The sequence below is a fragment of the Pelomonas sp. KK5 genome, assembly GCF_001984095.1.
Taxonomy (GTDB): domain Bacteria; phylum Pseudomonadota; class Gammaproteobacteria; order Burkholderiales; family Burkholderiaceae_C; genus KK5.
Genome location: NZ_LYVQ01000049.1, coordinates 16,523 through 34,506, shown reverse-complemented (window position 1 = coordinate 34,506; position 17,984 = coordinate 16,523). Strand labels below are relative to the sequence as shown.

16 protein-coding genes are annotated in these 17,984 nt (G+C 71.5%); 7 read left to right on the top strand and 9 right to left on the bottom strand.

Annotated elements, in window-relative coordinates:
• The 6 genes from B0W88_RS10075 to B0W88_RS10050 form a co-directional block, all read right to left on the bottom strand.
• Positions 1-915, bottom strand: a 915-nt coding sequence (locus B0W88_RS10075) for an ABC transporter ATP-binding protein (RefSeq protein WP_077034533.1), incomplete at its 3' end; no start/stop codon positions are given.
• 1 nt (position 916) lies between these two features.
• Positions 917-1,807 carry an ABC transporter permease gene (locus B0W88_RS10070; RefSeq protein WP_077034532.1) on the bottom strand — a complete coding sequence of 297 codons (891 nt, stop codon included), beginning with the start codon at positions 1,805-1,807 and terminating at the stop codon, positions 917-919.
• Between the two features lie 4 nt (positions 1,808-1,811).
• On the bottom strand, positions 1,812-2,729 hold the full coding sequence (locus B0W88_RS10065; RefSeq protein WP_077034531.1) for an ABC transporter permease: 918 nt from the start codon (positions 2,727-2,729) through the stop codon (positions 1,812-1,814).
• Positions 2,729-4,363, bottom strand: coding sequence for an ABC transporter substrate-binding protein (locus tag B0W88_RS10060; protein WP_077034530.1), 1,635 nt, complete (start codon positions 4,361-4,363; stop codon positions 2,729-2,731). Before B0W88_RS10060 ends, B0W88_RS10065 begins: the two co-directional genes overlap by 1 nt.
• Before the next feature lie 16 nt (positions 4,364-4,379).
• The gene (locus B0W88_RS10055; protein ID WP_077034529.1) at positions 4,380-5,237 is read right to left on the bottom strand and encodes a TauD/TfdA family dioxygenase; all 858 of its coding nucleotides are present in this window, start codon (positions 5,235-5,237) and stop codon (positions 4,380-4,382) included.
• Positions 5,238-5,269: 32 nt separating this feature from the next.
• Positions 5,270-7,867, bottom strand: coding sequence for a TonB-dependent siderophore receptor (locus B0W88_RS10050; RefSeq protein WP_077034528.1), 2,598 nt, complete (start codon positions 7,865-7,867; stop codon positions 5,270-5,272).
• A 156-nt stretch (positions 7,868-8,023) separates the two neighbouring features.
• Between B0W88_RS10050 and B0W88_RS10045 the strand changes: the two genes are divergently transcribed.
• The 4 genes from B0W88_RS10045 (at position 8,024) to B0W88_RS10030 (ending at position 11,875) form a co-directional block, all read left to right on the top strand.
• The gene (locus B0W88_RS10045) at positions 8,024-8,944 is read left to right on the top strand and encodes a LysR family transcriptional regulator (protein ID WP_077034527.1); all 921 of its coding nucleotides are present in this window, start codon (positions 8,024-8,026) and stop codon (positions 8,942-8,944) included.
• Positions 8,945-9,037: 93 nt separating this feature from the next.
• On the top strand, positions 9,038-10,138 hold the full coding sequence (locus B0W88_RS10040) for an LLM class flavin-dependent oxidoreductase (protein ID WP_077034526.1): 1,101 nt from the start codon (positions 9,038-9,040) through the stop codon (positions 10,136-10,138).
• A gap of 13 nt (positions 10,139-10,151) precedes the next feature.
• Positions 10,152-11,264: an LLM class flavin-dependent oxidoreductase gene (locus tag B0W88_RS10035; RefSeq protein ID WP_077034525.1), complete on the top strand. Its 1,113-nt coding sequence runs from the start codon at positions 10,152-10,154 to the stop codon at positions 11,262-11,264.
• A gap of 23 nt (positions 11,265-11,287) precedes the next feature.
• Positions 11,288-11,875: an NAD(P)H-dependent oxidoreductase gene (locus tag B0W88_RS10030; RefSeq protein WP_077034524.1), complete on the top strand. Its 588-nt coding sequence runs from the start codon at positions 11,288-11,290 to the stop codon at positions 11,873-11,875.
• An 84-nt stretch (positions 11,876-11,959) separates the two neighbouring features.
• Here the strand turns inward: B0W88_RS10030 and B0W88_RS33555 are convergent, their stop codons facing one another.
• On the bottom strand, positions 11,960-12,409 hold the full coding sequence (locus B0W88_RS33555) for a helix-turn-helix domain-containing protein (protein ID WP_158080834.1): 450 nt from the start codon (positions 12,407-12,409) through the stop codon (positions 11,960-11,962).
• A 136-nt stretch (positions 12,410-12,545) separates the two neighbouring features.
• Between B0W88_RS33555 and B0W88_RS10020 the strand changes: the two genes are divergently transcribed.
• Positions 12,546-13,253 (top strand): PEP-CTERM sorting domain-containing protein, encoded by a 708-nt coding sequence (locus B0W88_RS10020; RefSeq protein WP_077034522.1) that lies wholly within the window; start codon positions 12,546-12,548, stop codon positions 13,251-13,253.
• Here B0W88_RS10020 and B0W88_RS10015 read toward each other — a convergent pair.
• Positions 13,156-14,391 (bottom strand): PEP-CTERM sorting domain-containing protein, encoded by a 1,236-nt coding sequence (locus tag B0W88_RS10015; RefSeq protein WP_077034521.1) that lies wholly within the window; start codon positions 14,389-14,391, stop codon positions 13,156-13,158. The two genes, B0W88_RS10020 and B0W88_RS10015, sit on opposite strands and share 98 nt — an antisense overlap.
• Before the next feature lie 142 nt (positions 14,392-14,533).
• Here B0W88_RS10015 and B0W88_RS10010 point away from each other — a divergent pair, with 142 nt between their 5' ends.
• Together B0W88_RS10010 and B0W88_RS10005 are read left to right on the top strand one after the other, a co-directional pair.
• Positions 14,534-15,616 (top strand): sensor histidine kinase, encoded by a 1,083-nt coding sequence (locus B0W88_RS10010; protein ID WP_083748689.1) that lies wholly within the window; start codon positions 14,534-14,536, stop codon positions 15,614-15,616.
• On the top strand, positions 15,613-16,425 hold the full coding sequence (locus B0W88_RS10005; RefSeq protein ID WP_077034519.1) for a LytTR family DNA-binding domain-containing protein: 813 nt from the start codon (positions 15,613-15,615) through the stop codon (positions 16,423-16,425). Before B0W88_RS10010 ends, B0W88_RS10005 begins: the two co-directional genes overlap by 4 nt.
• Here B0W88_RS10005 and B0W88_RS10000 read toward each other — a convergent pair.
• Positions 16,416-17,951, bottom strand: coding sequence for a rhodanese-like domain-containing protein (locus tag B0W88_RS10000; RefSeq protein WP_077034518.1), 1,536 nt, complete (start codon positions 17,949-17,951; stop codon positions 16,416-16,418). The two genes, B0W88_RS10005 and B0W88_RS10000, sit on opposite strands and share 10 nt — an antisense overlap.
• Positions 17,952-17,984 lie beyond the last annotated feature (33 nt).

Here is a 17,984-nt window from a genome sequence, read left to right as displayed (position 1 = left end):
CGGGCAGCGCGGATGGAAGCGGCAGCCGCCCGGCAGCGCATCGAGCCGCGCGATGCTGCCGGTGATCGCCGGCAGCCGGCTGCCGCGCACGCTGTCCGCCGGCACGGCCGAGCGCAGCAGGCCGCGCGTGTACGGATGGCCCGGCTGCGCGAACAGGCGCTCCACCGGCCCCTGCTCGACCACCCGGCCGGCATACATCACCACCACCCGGTCGGCCACCTCGGCGGCCACGCCCAGGTCGTGGGTGATCAGCAGGATGGCCATGCCGTCCTCGCGCTGCAGCTCCTTCAGCAGCGCGAGGATCTGGGCCTGGATGGTCACGTCCAGCGCGGTGGTCGGCTCGTCGGCGATCAGCAGCTCGGGCCCGCAGGCCAGGGCCATCGCGATCATCGCGCGCTGGCGCATGCCGCCGGAGAGCTGCTGCGGGATCTGCGTCATGCGCAGCCGCGCGTCGGGCATGTGGACCCGTTTCAGCAGCTGCACGGCGCGCTCGCGCGCGGCGCGGCGGCCGAGCCGGGGCTCATGCCGCAGGAGGGTCTCCATGATCTGGTCGCCGATGCTGAACAGCGGGTCGAAGGCCGTCATCGGCTCCTGGAACACCATCGCGATGCGCCGGCCGCGCAGCGCCTCCAGCTCGGCCTTCGGCAGGCCCACCAGGCCGCGCCCGCCGAACAGGATCTCGCCGCCGACGATGCGGGCGCGCTTGTGCTCGTCCAGCCGCAGCACCGAGAGCGCGGTGATCGTCTTGCCGCTGCCGGACTCGCCGACCAGGCAGACCGTCTCGCCGCGGTGGATCGTCAGGCTCGCGTCGTCCACCGCGTCGAGCGGGTGCTCGTCGCTGCCGAAGCGCACGGCCAGGCCCTGCACCTCCAGCAGCGGCGGCAGGTGGCGCCGGATCGGTTCGCTGAGGTCCATGTCAGTGATGCTCCTGCCGTCCGTCCAGCTTGCGGCGCAGCGCGTCGCCGAGCAGGTTGATCGAGACGACCAGCGTGGTGATGGCCAGGCCCGGGAAGGTGACGGTCCACCAGGCGATGCTCAGGTAGCCGCGGCCCTGCGTCAGCAGGTAGCCCCAGTCCGGCGCCTCGTCGTTGACGCCGATGCCGAGGAAGCTCAGCGAGGCGCCGACGAGGATGGACGTGCCCACGCCCAGCGTGGCCAGCACCAGGATCGTCGCGCTGCAGTGCGGCAGGATGTGGCCGCGCAGGATCGCCCAGTGCGAGGCGCCCGCGGCCCGCGCCGCCTCCACGAACGAGCGCCCGCGCAGCGCCACCGCCTGGCCGCGCAGCACGCGGGTGTAGCGCGGCACGGCGGCGATGCTGATGGCCAGGATCGTGTTGGCCAGGCTCGGCCGCAGGGCGGTGGCGATGGCGATGGCCAGCAGCAGGTTGGGAATGGCCATCCAGACGTCGGTCAGGCGCATCAGCACCGCGTCGAGCCAGCCGCCCGCATAGCCGGCCGCCAGGCCCAGCGCGACGCCCACGGTGCCGCTCAGCAGCACCGCGGCCACGCCGATCAGCACCGACTGCCGCGCGCCGTGGACGACCAGCGAGAGCACGTCGCGGCCGAACTGGTCGGTGCCGAACCAGTGCGCCAGGCCGGGCCCCTGCAGGATCGCGTCGCTGCGCATCGCCGTCGGCGCGTAGGGGGCGATCCAGCCGGGCGCCAGGGCGCAGGCGACGACGAGCACCAGCAGGGCCAGCGCCACCGCCACCAGGCTCGGACCGGCGATGCGCCGGCGTCGTTGTTGTTGCGCGGGCGCGCGCGTCGCGGTGGCGACCTGGGGCAGTGTCAGGACATGGGACGACATGGGTTCAGCTCCTCACGCGGGGATCGATCCAGGTGTAGGACAGGTCCACCAGCAGGTTGATGACGACGAAGCTCAGCGACGCGACCAGGATCGCGCCCTGCACGACCGGGATGTCCTTCTGCGTGATCGCCTCGACCGTGATGCGGCCCAGGCCCTGGCGGGCGAACAGGGTCTCGATCACGACGGCGCCCGACAGCAGCTCGCCGAGCACCACGCCCAGCAGCGTGACGGTGGGGATCAGCGCATTGCGCAGCACGTGCACGTAGAAGATGCGCGCCTCGCCCAGGCCCTTGGCGCGCAGCGTGGTGACGAAGGGCTCGTGCAGGCCGTCCAGCATGCCGCCGCGCACCATCCGCATGATGGGCACGCTGACGACCAGGCCCAGCGCCGTCACCGGCAGCACCATCGCCAGCGGCGAGTTGCCGATCACGGGCAGCCACCCGAGCGCTACCGAGAACAGCAGCATCAGCAGCACGCCCAGCCAGAAGCCCGGCATCGAATGCAGCCACAGCGCCGCCGTCTGGATCGACTGGTCGACCCAGCTGCCGGCGCGCCGCGCCGAAACCACGCCCAGCGTGACGCCGGCTACGATGGCCAGCGCGCAGGCGCTCAGCGTCAGCAAGGCGGTGGACGGGAACTGCTCGGCCAGCCGCTTCGCCACCGGCTCGCGCGAGACATAGCTGGTGCCCAGGTCGCCGCGCGCCAGCCCGCCGAGGTAGTGCAGGTACTGCTGCAGCAGCGGGCGGTCGCTGCCCAGCTGCTGGCGCACGCGCTCGATGGTCTCGGCATTGGCCTCCTGGCCGGCCACCAGCTCGGCCGGGTCGCCGGGCAGCCAGTTGAGGACCAGGAAGACGAGGGTGACCGCGCCGAAGATGACGCCCAGCGAGGCCAGCAGGCGCTCGACGACCCGTTGCGCGCTCATCACGATGCCTTCTCCACCCAGGCGCCGTCGAACACCGGGAAGCCGTGCGCATCCAGCTGCACGCCGTGCACGCTGCTGCGCGTGGCGATGAAGTAGACGAGCACGTAGATCGGCACCGCGTAGGTCTTGTCGAGGATGCGCTGCTGCACGTCCACGTAGATGGCGGCGCGCCTGGCGGGCTCCTGCTCGCGGGCGCCGGCGTCGAGCAGCTGCTCCAGCGCGGGGTCGTCGACCTTGGACACGCTGATGCGCGAGCGCAGCGCGGCCGAGTGGATGCGGCGCAGCACGTCGGGGTCCGACGCGAACTGGCTGCCGCCGAGCAGGTCGTAGTCGCCGGCCGCGGAGCGCTCCAGATAGTTGCCGCTGGACACGGTCTCGATGCGCAGCTCGATGCCGGCGTCCGCGAGCTGGCGGCGGAACACGGTCAGCAGGTCCAGGCGCTTCTCGCGGTTGCCCTGGGTTTCCAGGAAGACCAGCGTGAGCCGCTTGCCGTCCTTCTCGCGGATGCCGTCCTGGCCGGGCTTCCAGCCGGCGGTGTCCAGCAGCCGGGCCGACTCGGCCTTGTCCTGCTGCCAGCTGTTCTCGAAGCGCTTGTCGTAGCCGGGAATCGACGGCGACAGCGGCGCCCAGGCGCGCGCCAGCGTGCCGAGGTGGACGGTCTTCACCGCGGTGTCGATGTCCAGCGCGAGCTTGAAGGCGCGGCGGACGTTCTCGTCGCTCCAGGGCGCGCGCCTGGTGTTGAGGAACAGCGCGTAGTTGTGGTTGAGCAGCTCGCCCTCGACGATGCGGACCTGGGGATCCTTGCGCAGCGCCAGCAGGTGCTGCGGCGGGATGATGTCGGCGGCGCCGGCCTGGCCGTTCTGCAGCACCGCCACGCGCGTGGCCTCCTCGGGCACGTTCTTGAACACCAGCCTGTCGAGCCACGCCGGGCCGCCGTTGGCCGCTCCGGCGGGCGCCCAGCGGTAGGCCTCGTTGCGCTCCAGCACGACCTCGGTGCCCGGCTGCTGCGAGACGAACCTGAACGGCCCGCTGCCGACCGGATGCACGAGGAACTGGTCCCCGTACTTCTGCACCGCCGCCGGCGAGACGATGCCCATCGTCGACTTGGACAGGTTGGCCAGCAGCGGCGCGAAGGGGGCCGACAGCGTCACCTTCAGCGTCAGCGGGTCCAGCACCTCGCTGCGCTCGTAAGGCCCGATGTCGGCGATCGCATAGAGCGCGTTCTTCGGGTCCTTGATGCGATCGAGGTTGAACTTGACGGCGGCGGCGTCGAGCTTCGTGCCGTCGTGGAAGACCACGCCGTCGCGCAGCTTGAAGGTGTAGACGCGGCCGTCCGTCGAGATCTCCCAGGAGCTGGCCAGCCAGGGGCCGACCTTGCCGCCGGGCTGCAGCACGACCAGGCTGTCGAAGATCGAACGGATGATCCGGTGGTGCGGCGCGAACAGCGAGCGCTGCGGGTCCAGGCCGAAGGCCGTGATCGCCGCGCCGTCGAAGGCGAAGACCAGTTCGCCGCCTTTCACCGGGGTGACGGGGTCAGGTCTTGCCGAGGACTCGTGGCGCGAGCAGGCAGCGAGTGCGGCCGTCATCAGCACGGGATTCAGCCAGCGGTGCAGGAAGGCGGGGAACCGGATCATCGTCAGGGCTCTTCTTTCAGTAGTGCGGCAGCGCCTCGAAGTCCTCGACCAGCACGCGCTCCAGCTCGCGCGGGTAGTCCCCGTAGTTGCTGACCGCGTAGTGCAGGCCGGCACGGTTGTCCCAGAAGGCCAGGGCGTGCTTGGTCCACTTGAAGCGCACGTGGAACTCCGGCTGCGAGTACGCGCGCTCCAGCTCGGCGATCAGTGCGGCGCTCTCGGCGCGGTCCCAGCCGACGACGCTCGGGTGCTGCGAGAAGTTCAGCCAGAGGATCTTCTCGCCCGTCTCCGGGTGCGTCCGGACCAGGCGGTGGGCGACGATCGGATAGTCCAGCTCCACGCGCTGCAGCGAGCTCTGGAAGTCGTGCACGACGTGGAGGTTCTCGATCTTCGCCTTCAGCTCGTCGGAGAGGCTCTCGTAGACCGCATGGCCATCGGCCCAGACCGTGTCGCCGCCCACCGGCGGGATGTCCACCTCGCGCAGCACCGCGCCCCAGGCCGGGCGCACCAGCCAGCTGGTGTCGGTGTGCCAGCGGCCGGCGGTGACCTTGTAGACCTTGCGGGTCTCGGTGGCCGAGATGCGGTGCGAGTCGGCCGTGCTGGCGTCGAAGCGCGACTCGGTGCGGCGGGTCGTCGGATGCTGGTAGATCTTGCCGAACTGGCGGGCGAAGGCGACCTGCTGCTCGTGGTTGATCGGCTGGTCGCGGAAGAAGATCACGCGGTGCTTCAGCAGCAGCGCCTTGATCTCGTCGCGCTGCTCGATGCTGAGCGGCTGGCGCAGGTCGAGGCCGCTGATCTCGGCGCCGATCGTCGGCTCGAGCTGCTTGACGCTCAGCGTGCTGCGGGTCGGGTGGTTGTTGTTCAGGACGGTGCTCATGGGGCGGTCTCCTTCAGGGTGGGTGGCTGGGGTCAGAACTGGTAGGCGAGGCGGGCGTAGACGAAGCGGCCGTTGACGCCGTAGGGGCTGAACAGGCCGTAGTTGTTGCTGGAGTCGAGCCGGCTGCCGCCGGGCAGCGAGGCATCGGCGATCGGCGTCACGGCCTGCGAGCTCGGCCGGATGCCGAACAGGTTGTTGGCGCCGACCGAGGCGGTGAAGGCGCGGGTGACCTTCCACGAGGTCTCCAGGTCGGTGATCCAGCGCGCGGCGAAGTGCATGTACTTGTCCAGCGAGAGCGTGGACGTGGCGCCGCTCGGCGGCTCGCTGTAGCTGCCGAAGCGGGTGAAGCGCAGGTTCGTCGTGAAGGCGCCCAGCTCCCAGTTGCCGGCCAGCACCAGCTTGTCGCGCGGGCTCGATTCGGTCAGCTGCAGCTGCGCCACGCGGCCGAACGAGGTGTAGCGGGTGCCGAAGACGGCGAGCTCGGGCGGGTTGTCCTTGATCCGGTCGATCGTGAGGCGGTTGTAGTTGTAGAGCGCCGACCAGCGCACCTTGCCCCAGCCGCCGTAGCTGGCGCTGTACTCCGACGTGATGTCGATGCCGCGGCTGGTGATGTCGGCGGCGTTGATGTTGTACTGGGCCGAGCTGGTCGGCGCCGGGTTCACGAGGCCGATGGACACCAGCGCGTCGCGTACCAGCGTGGAGCCGCCGGAGTCGGTCAGCGGCTCGCCCTTGACGATCAGGTCGCGCACCTTGATCTGGTAGCCGTCGACGGTGAGGCGCGCATTGCGCAGCGGCTCGAAGGTGAAGCCCAGGCTCAGGTTGCGCGACTTCTCCGGCGTCAGCGGCCTGGCGCCCAGCGCCTTGGCAGCGGCGCTCTCCGGCGGCAGGTAGGCGATCAGCGCGGAGCGCTGCTGGCCGTCGGAGCCGACCACGGTGGAGCTCTGCGTGACCGAGAAGATCTGCTGCGCCAGCGAGGGCGCGCGGAAGCCGCTGCTGACGGTGCCGCGCAGGGCCAGCGCGTGCGTCAGCTCGTAGCGCAGCGCGAGCTTGCCGCTGCCGGTGTTGCCGGAGCTGTCGTTGTAGTGCTCGAAGCGGGCGGCCGCATCGGCGTAGAAATGCTGCGTGATGTTGGCGCCCAGGTCCACATAGGCGGCCACGCTGTTGCGCTCCTTGGCCCCGGCATCGCGCGCCGAGGTGCCGATGAATGACTGCAGGCCGGCCGGCGGCCGCTGGCCCGCGCGCGGCGTGCCGGCGGGGAACACATAGCCGCCGTCGCGATAGGAATCGGGCTCGCCCGCGCCTTCCTCGTAGCGCTCCCAGCGGTCCTCGAGGCCGACGGAGAGCTGGGCCGGCTTGAAGGTGCCCAGGTCGATCTCGCGGGTCAGGTCCAGGTTGGTGGTGGACTGCTTGAACAGCAGGTTGCCGAGGTAGAAGTCGGTCTTCGCGTTGACCGGGCCCAGCGAGGCGTTGAGCGTGTTCTGCGCGCGCAGCACGGCGAGGTCGCGGGCGTAGGTGGTGCTGAGGTCGTAGTTCCAGCCGGCCAGCAGGCCCTTGCCGCCGGCGGCGAGCTGGTAGTTCGGTTCGCTGATCAGGCGCTGGGCGGCGAAGCCGTCGGGGAAGACCTCCAGCAGGTTGTTCAGCGCGTTGGGCCGGTAGGTGCCGCGGGTGTCCACCACGTCGCGGTGGCTGAAGGTGGAGAAGGAGTACAGCGTCAGCGCCTCGGAGATCGGCAGCTCGGCGTTGTAGGAGGTGTCGATCACGCGGTCGCGGTTGGAGCGGCCGGTGCCCTTGGCCAGCAGCCGGTCGACGGTGGCGTCGCGCGGGTCCGGCGTGGCGCCGGGCGTACCGTAGGGCACCGGCTGGCCGTTCAGCAGCGGGTAGTAGAAGGATCCCTGCGCCTCGCCCGCCGAGTAGGACGGGCCCTGCAGCCGCACGTCCACCGCCACGTTGATGAAGCCGCCGCCGTCGCCCAGCGCCAGGCCCTTGTTGAAGCCGAGCTGGGCCAGGTCGCCGGGACGGTCCTGCTGCTGGCCGCCGGTCAGCGTGAGCACGCCGCCCTCGGCGTCGCGCTTGAGGATGATGTTCAGCACGCCGGCGATCGCGTCGGAGCCGTACTGGGCGGCGGCGCCGTCGCGCAGCACCTCGATGCGCTCGATCGCCGAGACCGGGATCAGGTCCAGGTCCACCGGCACGCTGCCGGTGCCGAAGTTGTTGTAGACGGCGGTGTTGTGGCGGCGCTTGCCGTTGACCAGCACCAGCAGCATGTCGCCGGAGAGGCCGCGGATCTTGGTCGGGCGGATGCTGGCCGAGGTGCCGCCGCCCGGCTGGGCCGGCGCGGTGTAGGAGGGCACCAGCGTGCCCAGCACCTCGCGCAGGCTGGCCTTGCCGGTGGCGCGGATCTCCTCGCCGCTGACCACGTCGATCGGCGAGGGGCTGTCGATCACCGCGATCTGCTTGCCGCGCGAGCCCGTGCTGATGGTGACGGTGGCGAGCTCGGAGACGGCGGCGGCAGCGGCCGGCTCCTGCGCCTGGGCCTGGTTGACGGCTGGCAGCGCGGCGCAGGCCAGCATCAGCGTGGAGAGTCGGTGGGCTTTCGGCTTGGTGGATCGTGAGTGGAGGGGCAGGCGCATGGAAGAGTTGGTTTGCGGTTCTGAAGGGGTTGGAACGGATGCTAGGGACGCTTCCTGCGTAAAAGAACTATGCTTTTCAGATATGTTCATGCCGAAGATGTTTTCGATCTGCGCATATTCATAAGCCGCTGAAATGCGGCGTTACGATCGCCACCCATGAAGACCGATGACCTCCGTGCCTTCGACGCCGTGGTGCGCCACGGCTCGATCAGCGAAGCCGCCCGCGCGCTGAACCTCACCCAGCCCGCGATCACGCGCCGCATCCAGAGCCTGGAGGAGGCGCTCGGCGCGCAGCTGCTGGACCGCAGCACCAAGCCGCCGCACCCCTCGGTGCTGGGCCTGCGGGTGCACGAGCAGACGAAGGCCGCGCTGCGCGAGATCGACGTGCTCTCGCAGCTGGTCGCCTCCGACGGCGAGCCCACCGGCGCGCTGCGCCTGGGCCTGACCCACTCGATGGGCTCCACCGGGCTGATCGAGGTGCTGGCCGGGATGCAGCAGCTCTTCCCCGAGGTGCGCATGCAGATCTCCACCGACTGGAGCGCGCAGCTGCTCGAGAAGGTGCAGCAGGGCAAGCTCGATGCGGCCACCGTCTTCCTGCCCGGCAAGGTGCAGGCGCCGGAGGGCCTGGCCGGCGAGCGCCTCGGCGCCACCGACGTGGTGCTGGTGGCGGCCAAGGGGCAGTTCGCGCAGGCCGGCGCGCGGCTGCGCACCTATGCGGAGGCCGGCTGGGTGCTCAACCCCGAGGGCTGCGGCTTCCGCGCGGCGCTGCAGCGCAAGCTGGCCGACCAGGGCCTGCGCCTGCGGCTGAACATGGAGACCTACGGCAGCGAGCTGCAGCTGGGGCTGGTGGCGGCGGGCTTGGGCGTGGGCTTCGTCTCGCGACCGGCCTTCCTCGCCAGCCGCTGGCGCGAGCAGCTCGAGCTGTTGTCGCCGCGCGACTTCTCCTTCGCCGTGGACGTGTGGCTGCTGAGCCCGGGCTTCCACGGCAACATGGCGCGGGCGGTGGCGCATTTCGGCGCCGGCATCGCGCGGGGTTTCGCGCAGCCGGCGGCGCGGAAGCCGCGCCGTACTTCATAAAGACGCTGCATATATTCTTAGTCGAATAATGCGCTTATCTTTTGGTGGCGGGCTGCCTAGGATGCGGCATCCCTTGTCACCCGGAGACGCGCGATGCCCGTCGAATTCATCGGTTATGTCGCCCCGCGCGAGTCCAGCGAGATCATCGCCCCCAGCGGGCCGGCGATCGACCGCAGCTGGATCAGCACCGTCGCCCAGGCCCACGAGCAGCTCGGTTTCGACCGCGCGCTGGTGGCCTACGGCAGCAGCAGCGCGGATGCGCAGCAGGTCGTCGCCTACGCCGCGCACGAGACCACGCGGCTGAACTTCATGCTGGCCCACCGGCCGGGCTTCGTGTTCCCGACGCTGGCCGCGCGCCAGCTCGCCACGCTGGACCACTTCAGCGAGGGCCGGCTGGCGGTGCACATCATCAGCGGCGGCAACGACGCCGAGCAGCAGCGCGACGGTGACTACCTCGGCCACGACGAGCGCTACGAGCGCACCGACGAGTACCTGGACATCGTCCGGCAGACGTGGACGCGCCAGGAGCCCTTCGACTTCGAGGGCCGCCACTACCGGCTCCAGGACAACCTCTCCACCGTCAAGCCGCTGCCGCGGCTGAACGGCCAGCCGCATGTGCCGATCTACTTCGGCGGTTCGTCCGAGGCGGCGATCCGCGTGGCCGGCAAGCATGCCGACGTCTATGCGCTGTGGGGCGAGCCGCTGGAGCAGGTGCGCGAGACGATCGCCCGCGTGCGCGCGGCGGCGGCCGAGCATGGCCGCGAGCGCCATGTGCGCTTCTCGCTGAGCCTGCGGCCGATCATCGCGGCGACCGAGGCGGCTGCGTGGGAGAAGGCGCAGTCCATCCTTGAGCGGGCTCGCGCGCTCGTGGGCCCGGGGCGCCAGGCGCCGCAGAACGTGGGTTCGCAGCGCCTGCTCGAAGCCGCCAGCCGCGGCAAGGTGGTGGACACGCGGCTGTGGACCGAGCTGTCCGCGCTGACCGGCGCGGCCGGCAATTCCACCTCGCTGGTCGGCACGCCCGAGCAGGTGGCCGAGTCGCTGCTGGCCTATCACGAGGCGGGCGTCAGTACCTTCCTGATCCGCGGCTTCACGCCGCTGCAGGACGCGCTGGACTACGGCCGCCACCTGCTGCCGCTGGTGCGCGAGGAGGTGGCCCGCCGCGAGGCCGCCCCCGCGCTGGCCGCTGCCGCCTGAAGGACGAACGACCATGAGCCACGAACCCCACATCGAATTCATCGGCCTCGTCGGCAGCCAGGAGGCCAGCGAGGCGTATCCGGCCAACGGCGGCCCCGTCGTGCAGAAGGAGCACGTCTCGCTGGCGGCGCGGGCGCACGAGAGCGCCGGCTTCGACCGCGTGCTGCTGGGCTACCACAGCGCCGCGCCGGACACCCTGCAGCTCGCGTCCTACGTGGCGCACCAGACCGAGCGGCTGAGCCCGCTGGTCGCCCACCGTCCCGGCTTCACCGCGCCGACGCTGGCCGCGCGCAGCTTCGCCACGCTGGACCAGCTGAGCGGCGGCCGGGTGGCGATCAACTTCATCACCGGCGGCAACGATACCGAGCAGCAGCGCGACGGCGACTACCTCGGCCACGACGAGCGCTACGAGCGCACCGGCGAGTACATCGAGCTGCTGAAGAAGGTCTGGAGCAGCGACGGGCCCTTCGACCATGAAGGCCGCTTCTACCGCGCCAGCGGCGCGTACTCGGAAGTGAAGCCGGTGCACGGACACATCCCGGTGTACTTCTCCGGCTCCTCGGATGCGGCGATCCGCATCGCCGCGAAGCATGCGGACGTGTACATGCTGTGGGGCGAGCCGGTGGCGCAGGTGCGCGAGGTGGTGCAGCGCGTGCGCGCGGCCGCGGCCGAGCATGGGCGCGAGAAGCAGATCCGCTTCAGCCTCTCGCTGCGCCCGGTGCTGGCCGAGACCGAGGCGGCGGCCTGGGCGCGCGCCGAGGAGATCCTCGAGCGGGCGAAGGCCGCCAGGGACAAGGCCCCGTTCGCTCGCCTGCGCAGCCCCGGCGCCCCGCAGAACGTCGGCACGCAGCGGCTGCTGGCGGTGGCCGCGCAGGGCCGCGTGGTGGACAAGCGGCTGTGGACCGAGATGGCCGCGCTGTCCGGCGCCGGCGGCAACAGCACCGGCCTGGTGGGCACGCCGCGGCAGGTGGCCGAGGCGCTGCTGGAGTACCACGAGGTGGGCGTCGACACCTTCCTGATCCGCGGCTACGACCCGCTGCGCGACGCCGTGCAGTACGGCCGCGAGCTGATCCCGCTGACCCGCGAGCTGGCACGTGCATCGCGCCGCGTGGCGCAGGCCGCCTGAAGATGGCCATCGAAAGGACACCCATGACCCGGAAGATCCGCATCGTCGTCGTGATCGGCAACCCCGGCGCGAAGTCGCGCACCAAGGTGCTGGCCCAGGCCATCGCCACCCGGCTGGCCGACGGCCTGGCCGGCCACCACGCCATCCAGCTGCAGACGCTGGAGATCGCGCAGCTCGCGCCGCAGCTGCTGGCCAGCGGCTGGCCGGCCGAGCTGCCGCCCGAGGGCGCGGCGGCTGTCCACGCGATCGAGACCGCCGACCTGGTCGTCGCCGCGACGCCGGTGCACAAGGGCTCGTACACCGGCCTGTTCAAGCACCTGTTCGACCTGGTCGCGCCGGAGGCCCTGGTCGGCCGCCCGGTGCTGCTGGCCGCCAACGGCGGCAGTGACCGCCACGCGCTGGTGGTGGACCACCAGCTCCGTCCGCTGTTCGCCTTCTTCCGCGCGCTGACGGTGCCCTCGGCGGTCTACGCCGCCGAGTCCGACTTCGAGGGCTACACGATCCGCAGCAGCGCGCTGCAGGCGCGCATCGACGAGGCGGTGGCGCAGGCGGTGGGGCTGGTGCTGCGCGGGCGGGAGGAGGCCCTGATCGAGCATCGGCAGGCGGCCTGAGCCTGTCGAGGCTTTTTACAGTCGAGGCTGACCGGCCGATGTGCCCAGCGGCCGTGCGGCAGCGGTGCCGCAACTGCTGTCGGATCAGCCCGGCAGCAAGCCCGGCGCACGGGCCTCCTGCTGCAGCAGGCGCTGGCACTGGCGCAGGCTGAGGGCGATGCCGTGGCGGGCCAGCAGATGCTGCTTCAGCAAGGCGCCGCTCCACGCTATGCCGACCCCCTCCGCGCCCGCGGGCGGACGCCTCAATTCCTCATGCAGGCCTTGCGCCACTTCGGCCGGCAGCAGCGGGTGGCGCCCTCCCGTCCTCCTCGGGCGCAGCCCCTGGGCGCCGCGCAGGACATAGACGCCGAACCAGCGCTCCACCGTGCGCGTGCTGTGGCCGAACCACCGGCCCACCTCGCAGCAGCTGCATCCCTCGCCGACCAGCAGCACGCAATGCAGCTTGTGCAACTGCTGCAGGCCGGGCGAGTCCGAGACCAGTGCCTGGATCATCTGCCGCAACAGGTCCGGGCGTTCGAGCATCAATCGCTTCATGGCCCACCTCCTGGCTGACCATCCGACAGCCGTTCCGACGCGCCGATGGCCGGCGTGATCGTGGCACGAACGATGCGTTGCGTCCCGGGTGATCCGACACGACGGCCTGGATTCTTCATCCCGATGGAGGCGCATCATGAAGCTCGCTGCATGGTTCCCTGACAGACATTCGGCCCTGGCCCTGGCTGCCGCGCTGGCGGTGGGAATGGCGCAGGCCGGGCCGGTGCTGCCGGTCCTCAACCCGGTGGACTCCAATTCACCGACCGGGATCCAGATCACCAGCCAGGTCTCCAACTCGGCGATCCTGGAAGGCCAGCAGGCCTCCTTCACCTTCACGGTGAAGAACAACACGGCCAACTTCCTGATCCTGGACCTGGCGGCCCTGATCATCGGCTTCCCCACGCTGCCGGACCCGGCCGACCGGCCCTACAACCCGATCAACGTGTCCTTCGCCCCGTACATCGCGCCGGGCGCGACCGGGGTGTACGACTACACGGCCTCGTCGGGGCCGCTGGACTTCGGGGACTTCGGCGTCAGCCCGATCTACTTCCAGATCTTCATGAGCGAGATCGCCGGGCTGCCGACCAGCCTGCCGGCGGTCGAGAACACGCTGGGCCCCTGCCCGGCGCCGGCGCAGGCCTTCGGCTGCACCGTCGACACCTTCTACGAGCCCTTCCTGAACCCGCCCTTCCTGGTGGGGCCGCAGCACGAGGCCGACAACTTCCAGACCCCGATGCCCTTCCGCGTCAACGACGCGCCGGAGCCCTCGAGCCTGGCGCTGCTGGGCATCGCCGTGCTCGGGCTGTGCGCCGCGACCCGCAGGCACAGGCCAGGCCCAGCATGACCAGCGCGAGGCTGCCCGGCTCGGGCGCCGCGATGGACACGTCGAGCATCACGTCCGGGCCCAGCCCGGCCTGATCCAGCGAGGTGTCGAAGCTGAACTCGGCGGCGGTGAACGAATCGCCCGGGCCGTCGAAGTCCAGCAGCCCGATCAGCACCGTGGCGGTCGCGTTGGCGCCGACCGTCTGGCTGCCGCTGAAGGGATCGAAGCCGGTGACCGCGTCGCCGAAGAAGGAGGCCCGCACGCCGGTCAGGATGACGTCGAAGGGGTTGTCGTTGACGAGGTGCAGGTAGACCCGGCCCTTGTCGCCCTGCGCGGGCTTCAGCTCCGGGACCGAGGAGGGCGCGGCCGGCGTCGGGAACTGCGAGGGCAGGGGCTGCAGCTGGAAAAAGACGTCGAAGAAGCTGGTGATGTGGAAATCGACCCCGACCGGCGTGTCGGGCGGCTTGAGCTGGGCGGCCTTGTCCTTCGCGGCGTCGTCCTCGGCCTCCTCGGCGCTCTGGATGCTCTTCATCCGCTTCTGGCGCTTCTTGGCCTCCTGCTCGGCTGGGTCCTCGACGTTCTGGATGTCGTAGTTCGCGTCGCTGATCTGCTGCTTGTACTTCTTCTGCTGGTCGTCCGAGGGCGGCGGGCCGCCACCGGGCAGCTGCGAGTCGAGCTGCGCCTTGCGCTGGGCGCTGTCGGCGCTGTCGGCGCCGGCGTCGGCGGACTTGCCGGCGGCGTCGGCGGCGCCATGGGCCGCGGCGGCGTCCTTCTGGGCGGCATCGGCCTCGGCACCGGCCTTGGCGGCGTCGCCCCGCTGCGCCGCGTCCTGGGCGGCCTTGGCATGGCGTTCGGCCGATCGGCTGGCGTCGGCCGCCTTGGCGGATGACTTCTCGGCATCGGCGGCCGATTGCGCGGCGCTGTCCGAGTCGCCATTGGCATTGGCCGTCTGCTGCGCCGAGCCGGCCGCGGCGGCCGAGGACTTCAGCGCGGCCCTGGCAGCACGCGCCGCATCGCCCGAACCGTTGGCGGCATCCTGGGCCGCCTGGGCCGCGCGGATGGCCTGTTCGAGCGCGGTCAATTCGGCCCGCGCCGTGCCCGACATAGCCAGCAGCAAGAGGGCGGCGGCAAGCAGTCGTCCGTAGTGCCTGGTGCTCATGGCGACCTCCTGGACCACGCGGGGCCTTCGATGCTACTCCCGGCGGCGTCGCCCGTCGCCACCTGGCGTGGCCCGGCGGGTGCGCGCCGTCGTTCGTCGGCGGGCGCTTTCGCCCCGGGAGGCGCGGCGCTATCGTGTTCCCATGACCGCAGCCTCCACCACCCCCTCGTCTGCACGCCCGGCCCGCATCCCGATGCTGAGCTGGCGCCGCGTGCTGACCACGCTGATCGCCTCGCTGCTGCTGGGCCTGGTCATCAGCCCGGGTTTCGTCACGCCTGTCGTCGGCGTGATGGCCCGGGTCGCGTCGGTGGGGCTGTTCACGCTGCTGGTGTTCGCGCTGTTCGAGCGCTGGCCGGCAAGCCTGCCGCCCTGGCTCGCCCGCTGGGTGCTGCAGGTGGTGGGCGTGGCGCTGGCGGTGCCGGTGGGCGTGCTGCTGCTCTACCTGTTCCTGGGCAGCGACAAGGGCGCGTTCTGGCACGACAGCCGGCGCATCAACGGCGTGCTGCTGATGAGCGGCTGCGGCATGCTGGTGGCGCCCTGGGTGGCGATGTCCACGCTGCTGCGCCAGCGCGATGACGCGGTGCGGGCGCAGGCGCTGTCCTTCGGGCTGGAGCGCAGCGAGCTGGAGCGCAAGGCGCTGGACGCGCGGCTGCGCCTGCTGCAGGCCCAGGTGGAGCCGCACTTCCTGTTCAACACGCTGGCCAATGTGCGCGAGTTGGTGGACAGCGGCTCGCCCCAGGCCTCGACGGTGCTGGAGAGCCTGATCGCCTACCTGCGCGCCGCCGTGCCGCGCCTGCACGAGGCGAGCACGACGATGGGCCAGGAGCTGCAGCTGGTGCGCGCCTACCTCGCGCTGATGCACCTGCGCATGCCGGACCGGCTCGAGTTCGCGCTCGATGCGGACGCCGCGGCCGAGGGCCTGCACTGCCCGCCGACGACGCTGCTGACGCTGGTCGAGAACGCCGTCCGCCACGGCATCGATCCGGGCGAGGAGGGCGGGCGGATCGACGTGCGCGTGCGCGTGCAGGACGGGCGCTGCCGGGCCGAGGTGTCGGACACCGGCGTCGGCCTGGGTGCTGGCGCCGCGGGGCTGGGCACCGGCCTGTCGACGCTGCGCGAGCGGCTGCAACTGGTGTTCGGCGGCGACGCGCAGCTGCGGCTGAGCGAGCGGCAGCCGCATGGCGTGCGCGCCGAGCTGGACTTCCCCGCGAGGACGACGGCATGAGCGGCGGCCGGCTCCCGACGGCGCTGATCGCCGACGACGAACCGCTGCTGCGCTCGGGGCTGGCGCGGCTGCTGGGCCTGGCCTGGCCGGCGCTGGAGGTGATCGCGCAGCCGCGCAACGGGCGCGAGGCGGTGGAGCAGTTCGAGCTGCACCGGCCCGACATCTGCTTCCTGGACGTGCACATGCCGGGCATGTCCGGCGTCGAGGCGGCGCGGGCGATCGGCCGGCGCGCGCACCTGGTCTTCGTCACCGCCTACGACCAGTACGCGGTGCAGGCCTTCGAGCAGGGCGCGCTGGACTACCTGGTCAAGCCGGTCGAGCCCGCCCGCCTGGCCGACACGGTGGCCCGCCTGCAGGAGCGCCTGCGCGCCGCCGAGCCGGCTGCGCATACCGAGGCGCTGCTGCAGCAACTGGCCGTGCACATCCAGGCGCGGATGAAGGAGGGCCGGCCCGAGCCCGCCGCCGGCCCGGCGCTGCGCTGGGTGCGCGCCTCGATCGGCGAGTCGCTGCGGCTGATCCCGGTCGAGGAGATCGACTATCTGCGCTCGGACGAGAAGTACACGCTGGTGGCCTGGCGCGGCGATGCCGGGCGGCCCGGCGAGGCGCTGATCCGCACGCCGCTGAAGGAACTGGTGCCGCAGCTCGACGCCTCGGAATTCGCGCAGGTGCACCGCTCGACGGTGGTCAACCTGCGCGCCATCAGCCACGTGACCCGCGGCGACAACGAGACGGCCGAGATCCACCTGCGCGGCCGCCCCGAGGTGCTGCGGGTGAGCCGCAGCTACCTGCACCTGTTCCGTCAGATGTGATCGGGCCGCACCGCGGCATAGCCCATCAGCTTGAGGATCAGGTAGCCCAGCGCCACCTCGCCCGGATCGTCGGCCTGCACCGACACCGGGGCATAGCGCGGCACGCCGGCCTTGTCGAGCAGCTGCCACAGCGTCCTGGCCGGCTGCGGGCGATGCTGGGTATCGAGCAGGGCGGCGTAGGGCAGGCGCACGGGCGTCGCGCCGGCCGCGCTGCCGCCTGGGCCGGACGGCTCCGGCGCGGCCCGGGCCACCGCCTTGACCGGCAGGGCCGTCTTCTCAAGCGGCAGGCCGGCGAAGGCCCAGTCCTCGACCGAGTCCACCAGCACCGAGACGCGCTGCTGGCCCTGCCGTTCGAGCAGCGCGAAGGCGAGCGCCGTGTCGCGGTCCAGCCCGCCGCTGCCCACGATCACGGCCTCGTCCGCGGCCTTCACGCCGGCCGAAGCCAGCAGGGCTGCGAGTTTCTCCGGCTCGGCCCGGTGAGCCCGCAACAGCGCGGCCGGCAGGTTCTGCGCGAAGGGCAGGTGGCCCTGGGCGAAGGCCTCGGCGCTGCGCACGTCGATCACGCTGATGCGGGCGACGCCGAAGGCGCGCGTCATCGCCGTGTTCCAGCCGCTGAGCCACTGCATGTCGCGCAGCAGGGCGGGCGCGGCGTAGGTCCACATCGGCAGGCCGCGTTCGTCGCGCAGCCAGGCCTGCTGGGAGCCGGCGAACAGCTTGACGCGCGGCTGCTCGAGCAGGAACTTCAGCGCGAAGAAGGGCACGCTGGCGGCCACGCCGCCGCCGCAGTAGACCTGCACCTCCTGCTCGGGCCGGATGCCCAGCTGATCGCGCATGCGGGCGATCTCGGCGCGGGGCTTGAAGGTCTTGTCTGCGTTGAAGAAGTCGGCCGAAGGCCAGAGCCTGGCGTTCGGCAGGTGGCCGGCCCGGCCGAAGAAGTTGCGCTCGCCGTAGTAGTAGGCCGGCTCCAGCGCGTCCACCAGCGCATGGCCCGCCGGATCGCCCGAGGCGGTGACCGCCTCGTCCAGGCTGCCGCGCACCTCGGCATCGTGGCCCAGCGTCGGCGTGAAGCTGCCCGCCGTCGGCGCGGCCGTCGGGGCCGTCGTCATCGCGCCGCCCGTGGCCTTCCAGCGCGCCGTGCCGCCGTCGAGCACGAAGACCTGTTCCATCGGGAAGCCCTGGCGATAGAGCTCGTAGTACAGGTGCGTGGCCATGTAGCTGGCGCCCTGGTCGGTAATGACCACCGCGCGGCCGGGGCTCAGGCCCCAGGACTGGAAGCGCTGCGCCGCCTGGGCCGGCGTCAGCGTGCCGGCGGCGTAGGAGAACACGTCCACGGGCACGGCCCCGGCGATGTGGCCCGCCGCGTACATCGGCGGCGGCGAGGTGTCGAGGACCAGCGACGGGTCGCCGCCGGCCAGGCGCGCGGCCAGTTGCTCGGCGCTGAGCAGCGGGCCGTGGGCCGCGGCGTCCAGCGTGAGGGCGAGGGTGGCCGCGAGGGCGGCGGCGAATCGGGTCCAGGGCTTGGTCATCGGTGCGCTCCTCCGGAGGGTGGCGCACTGTCC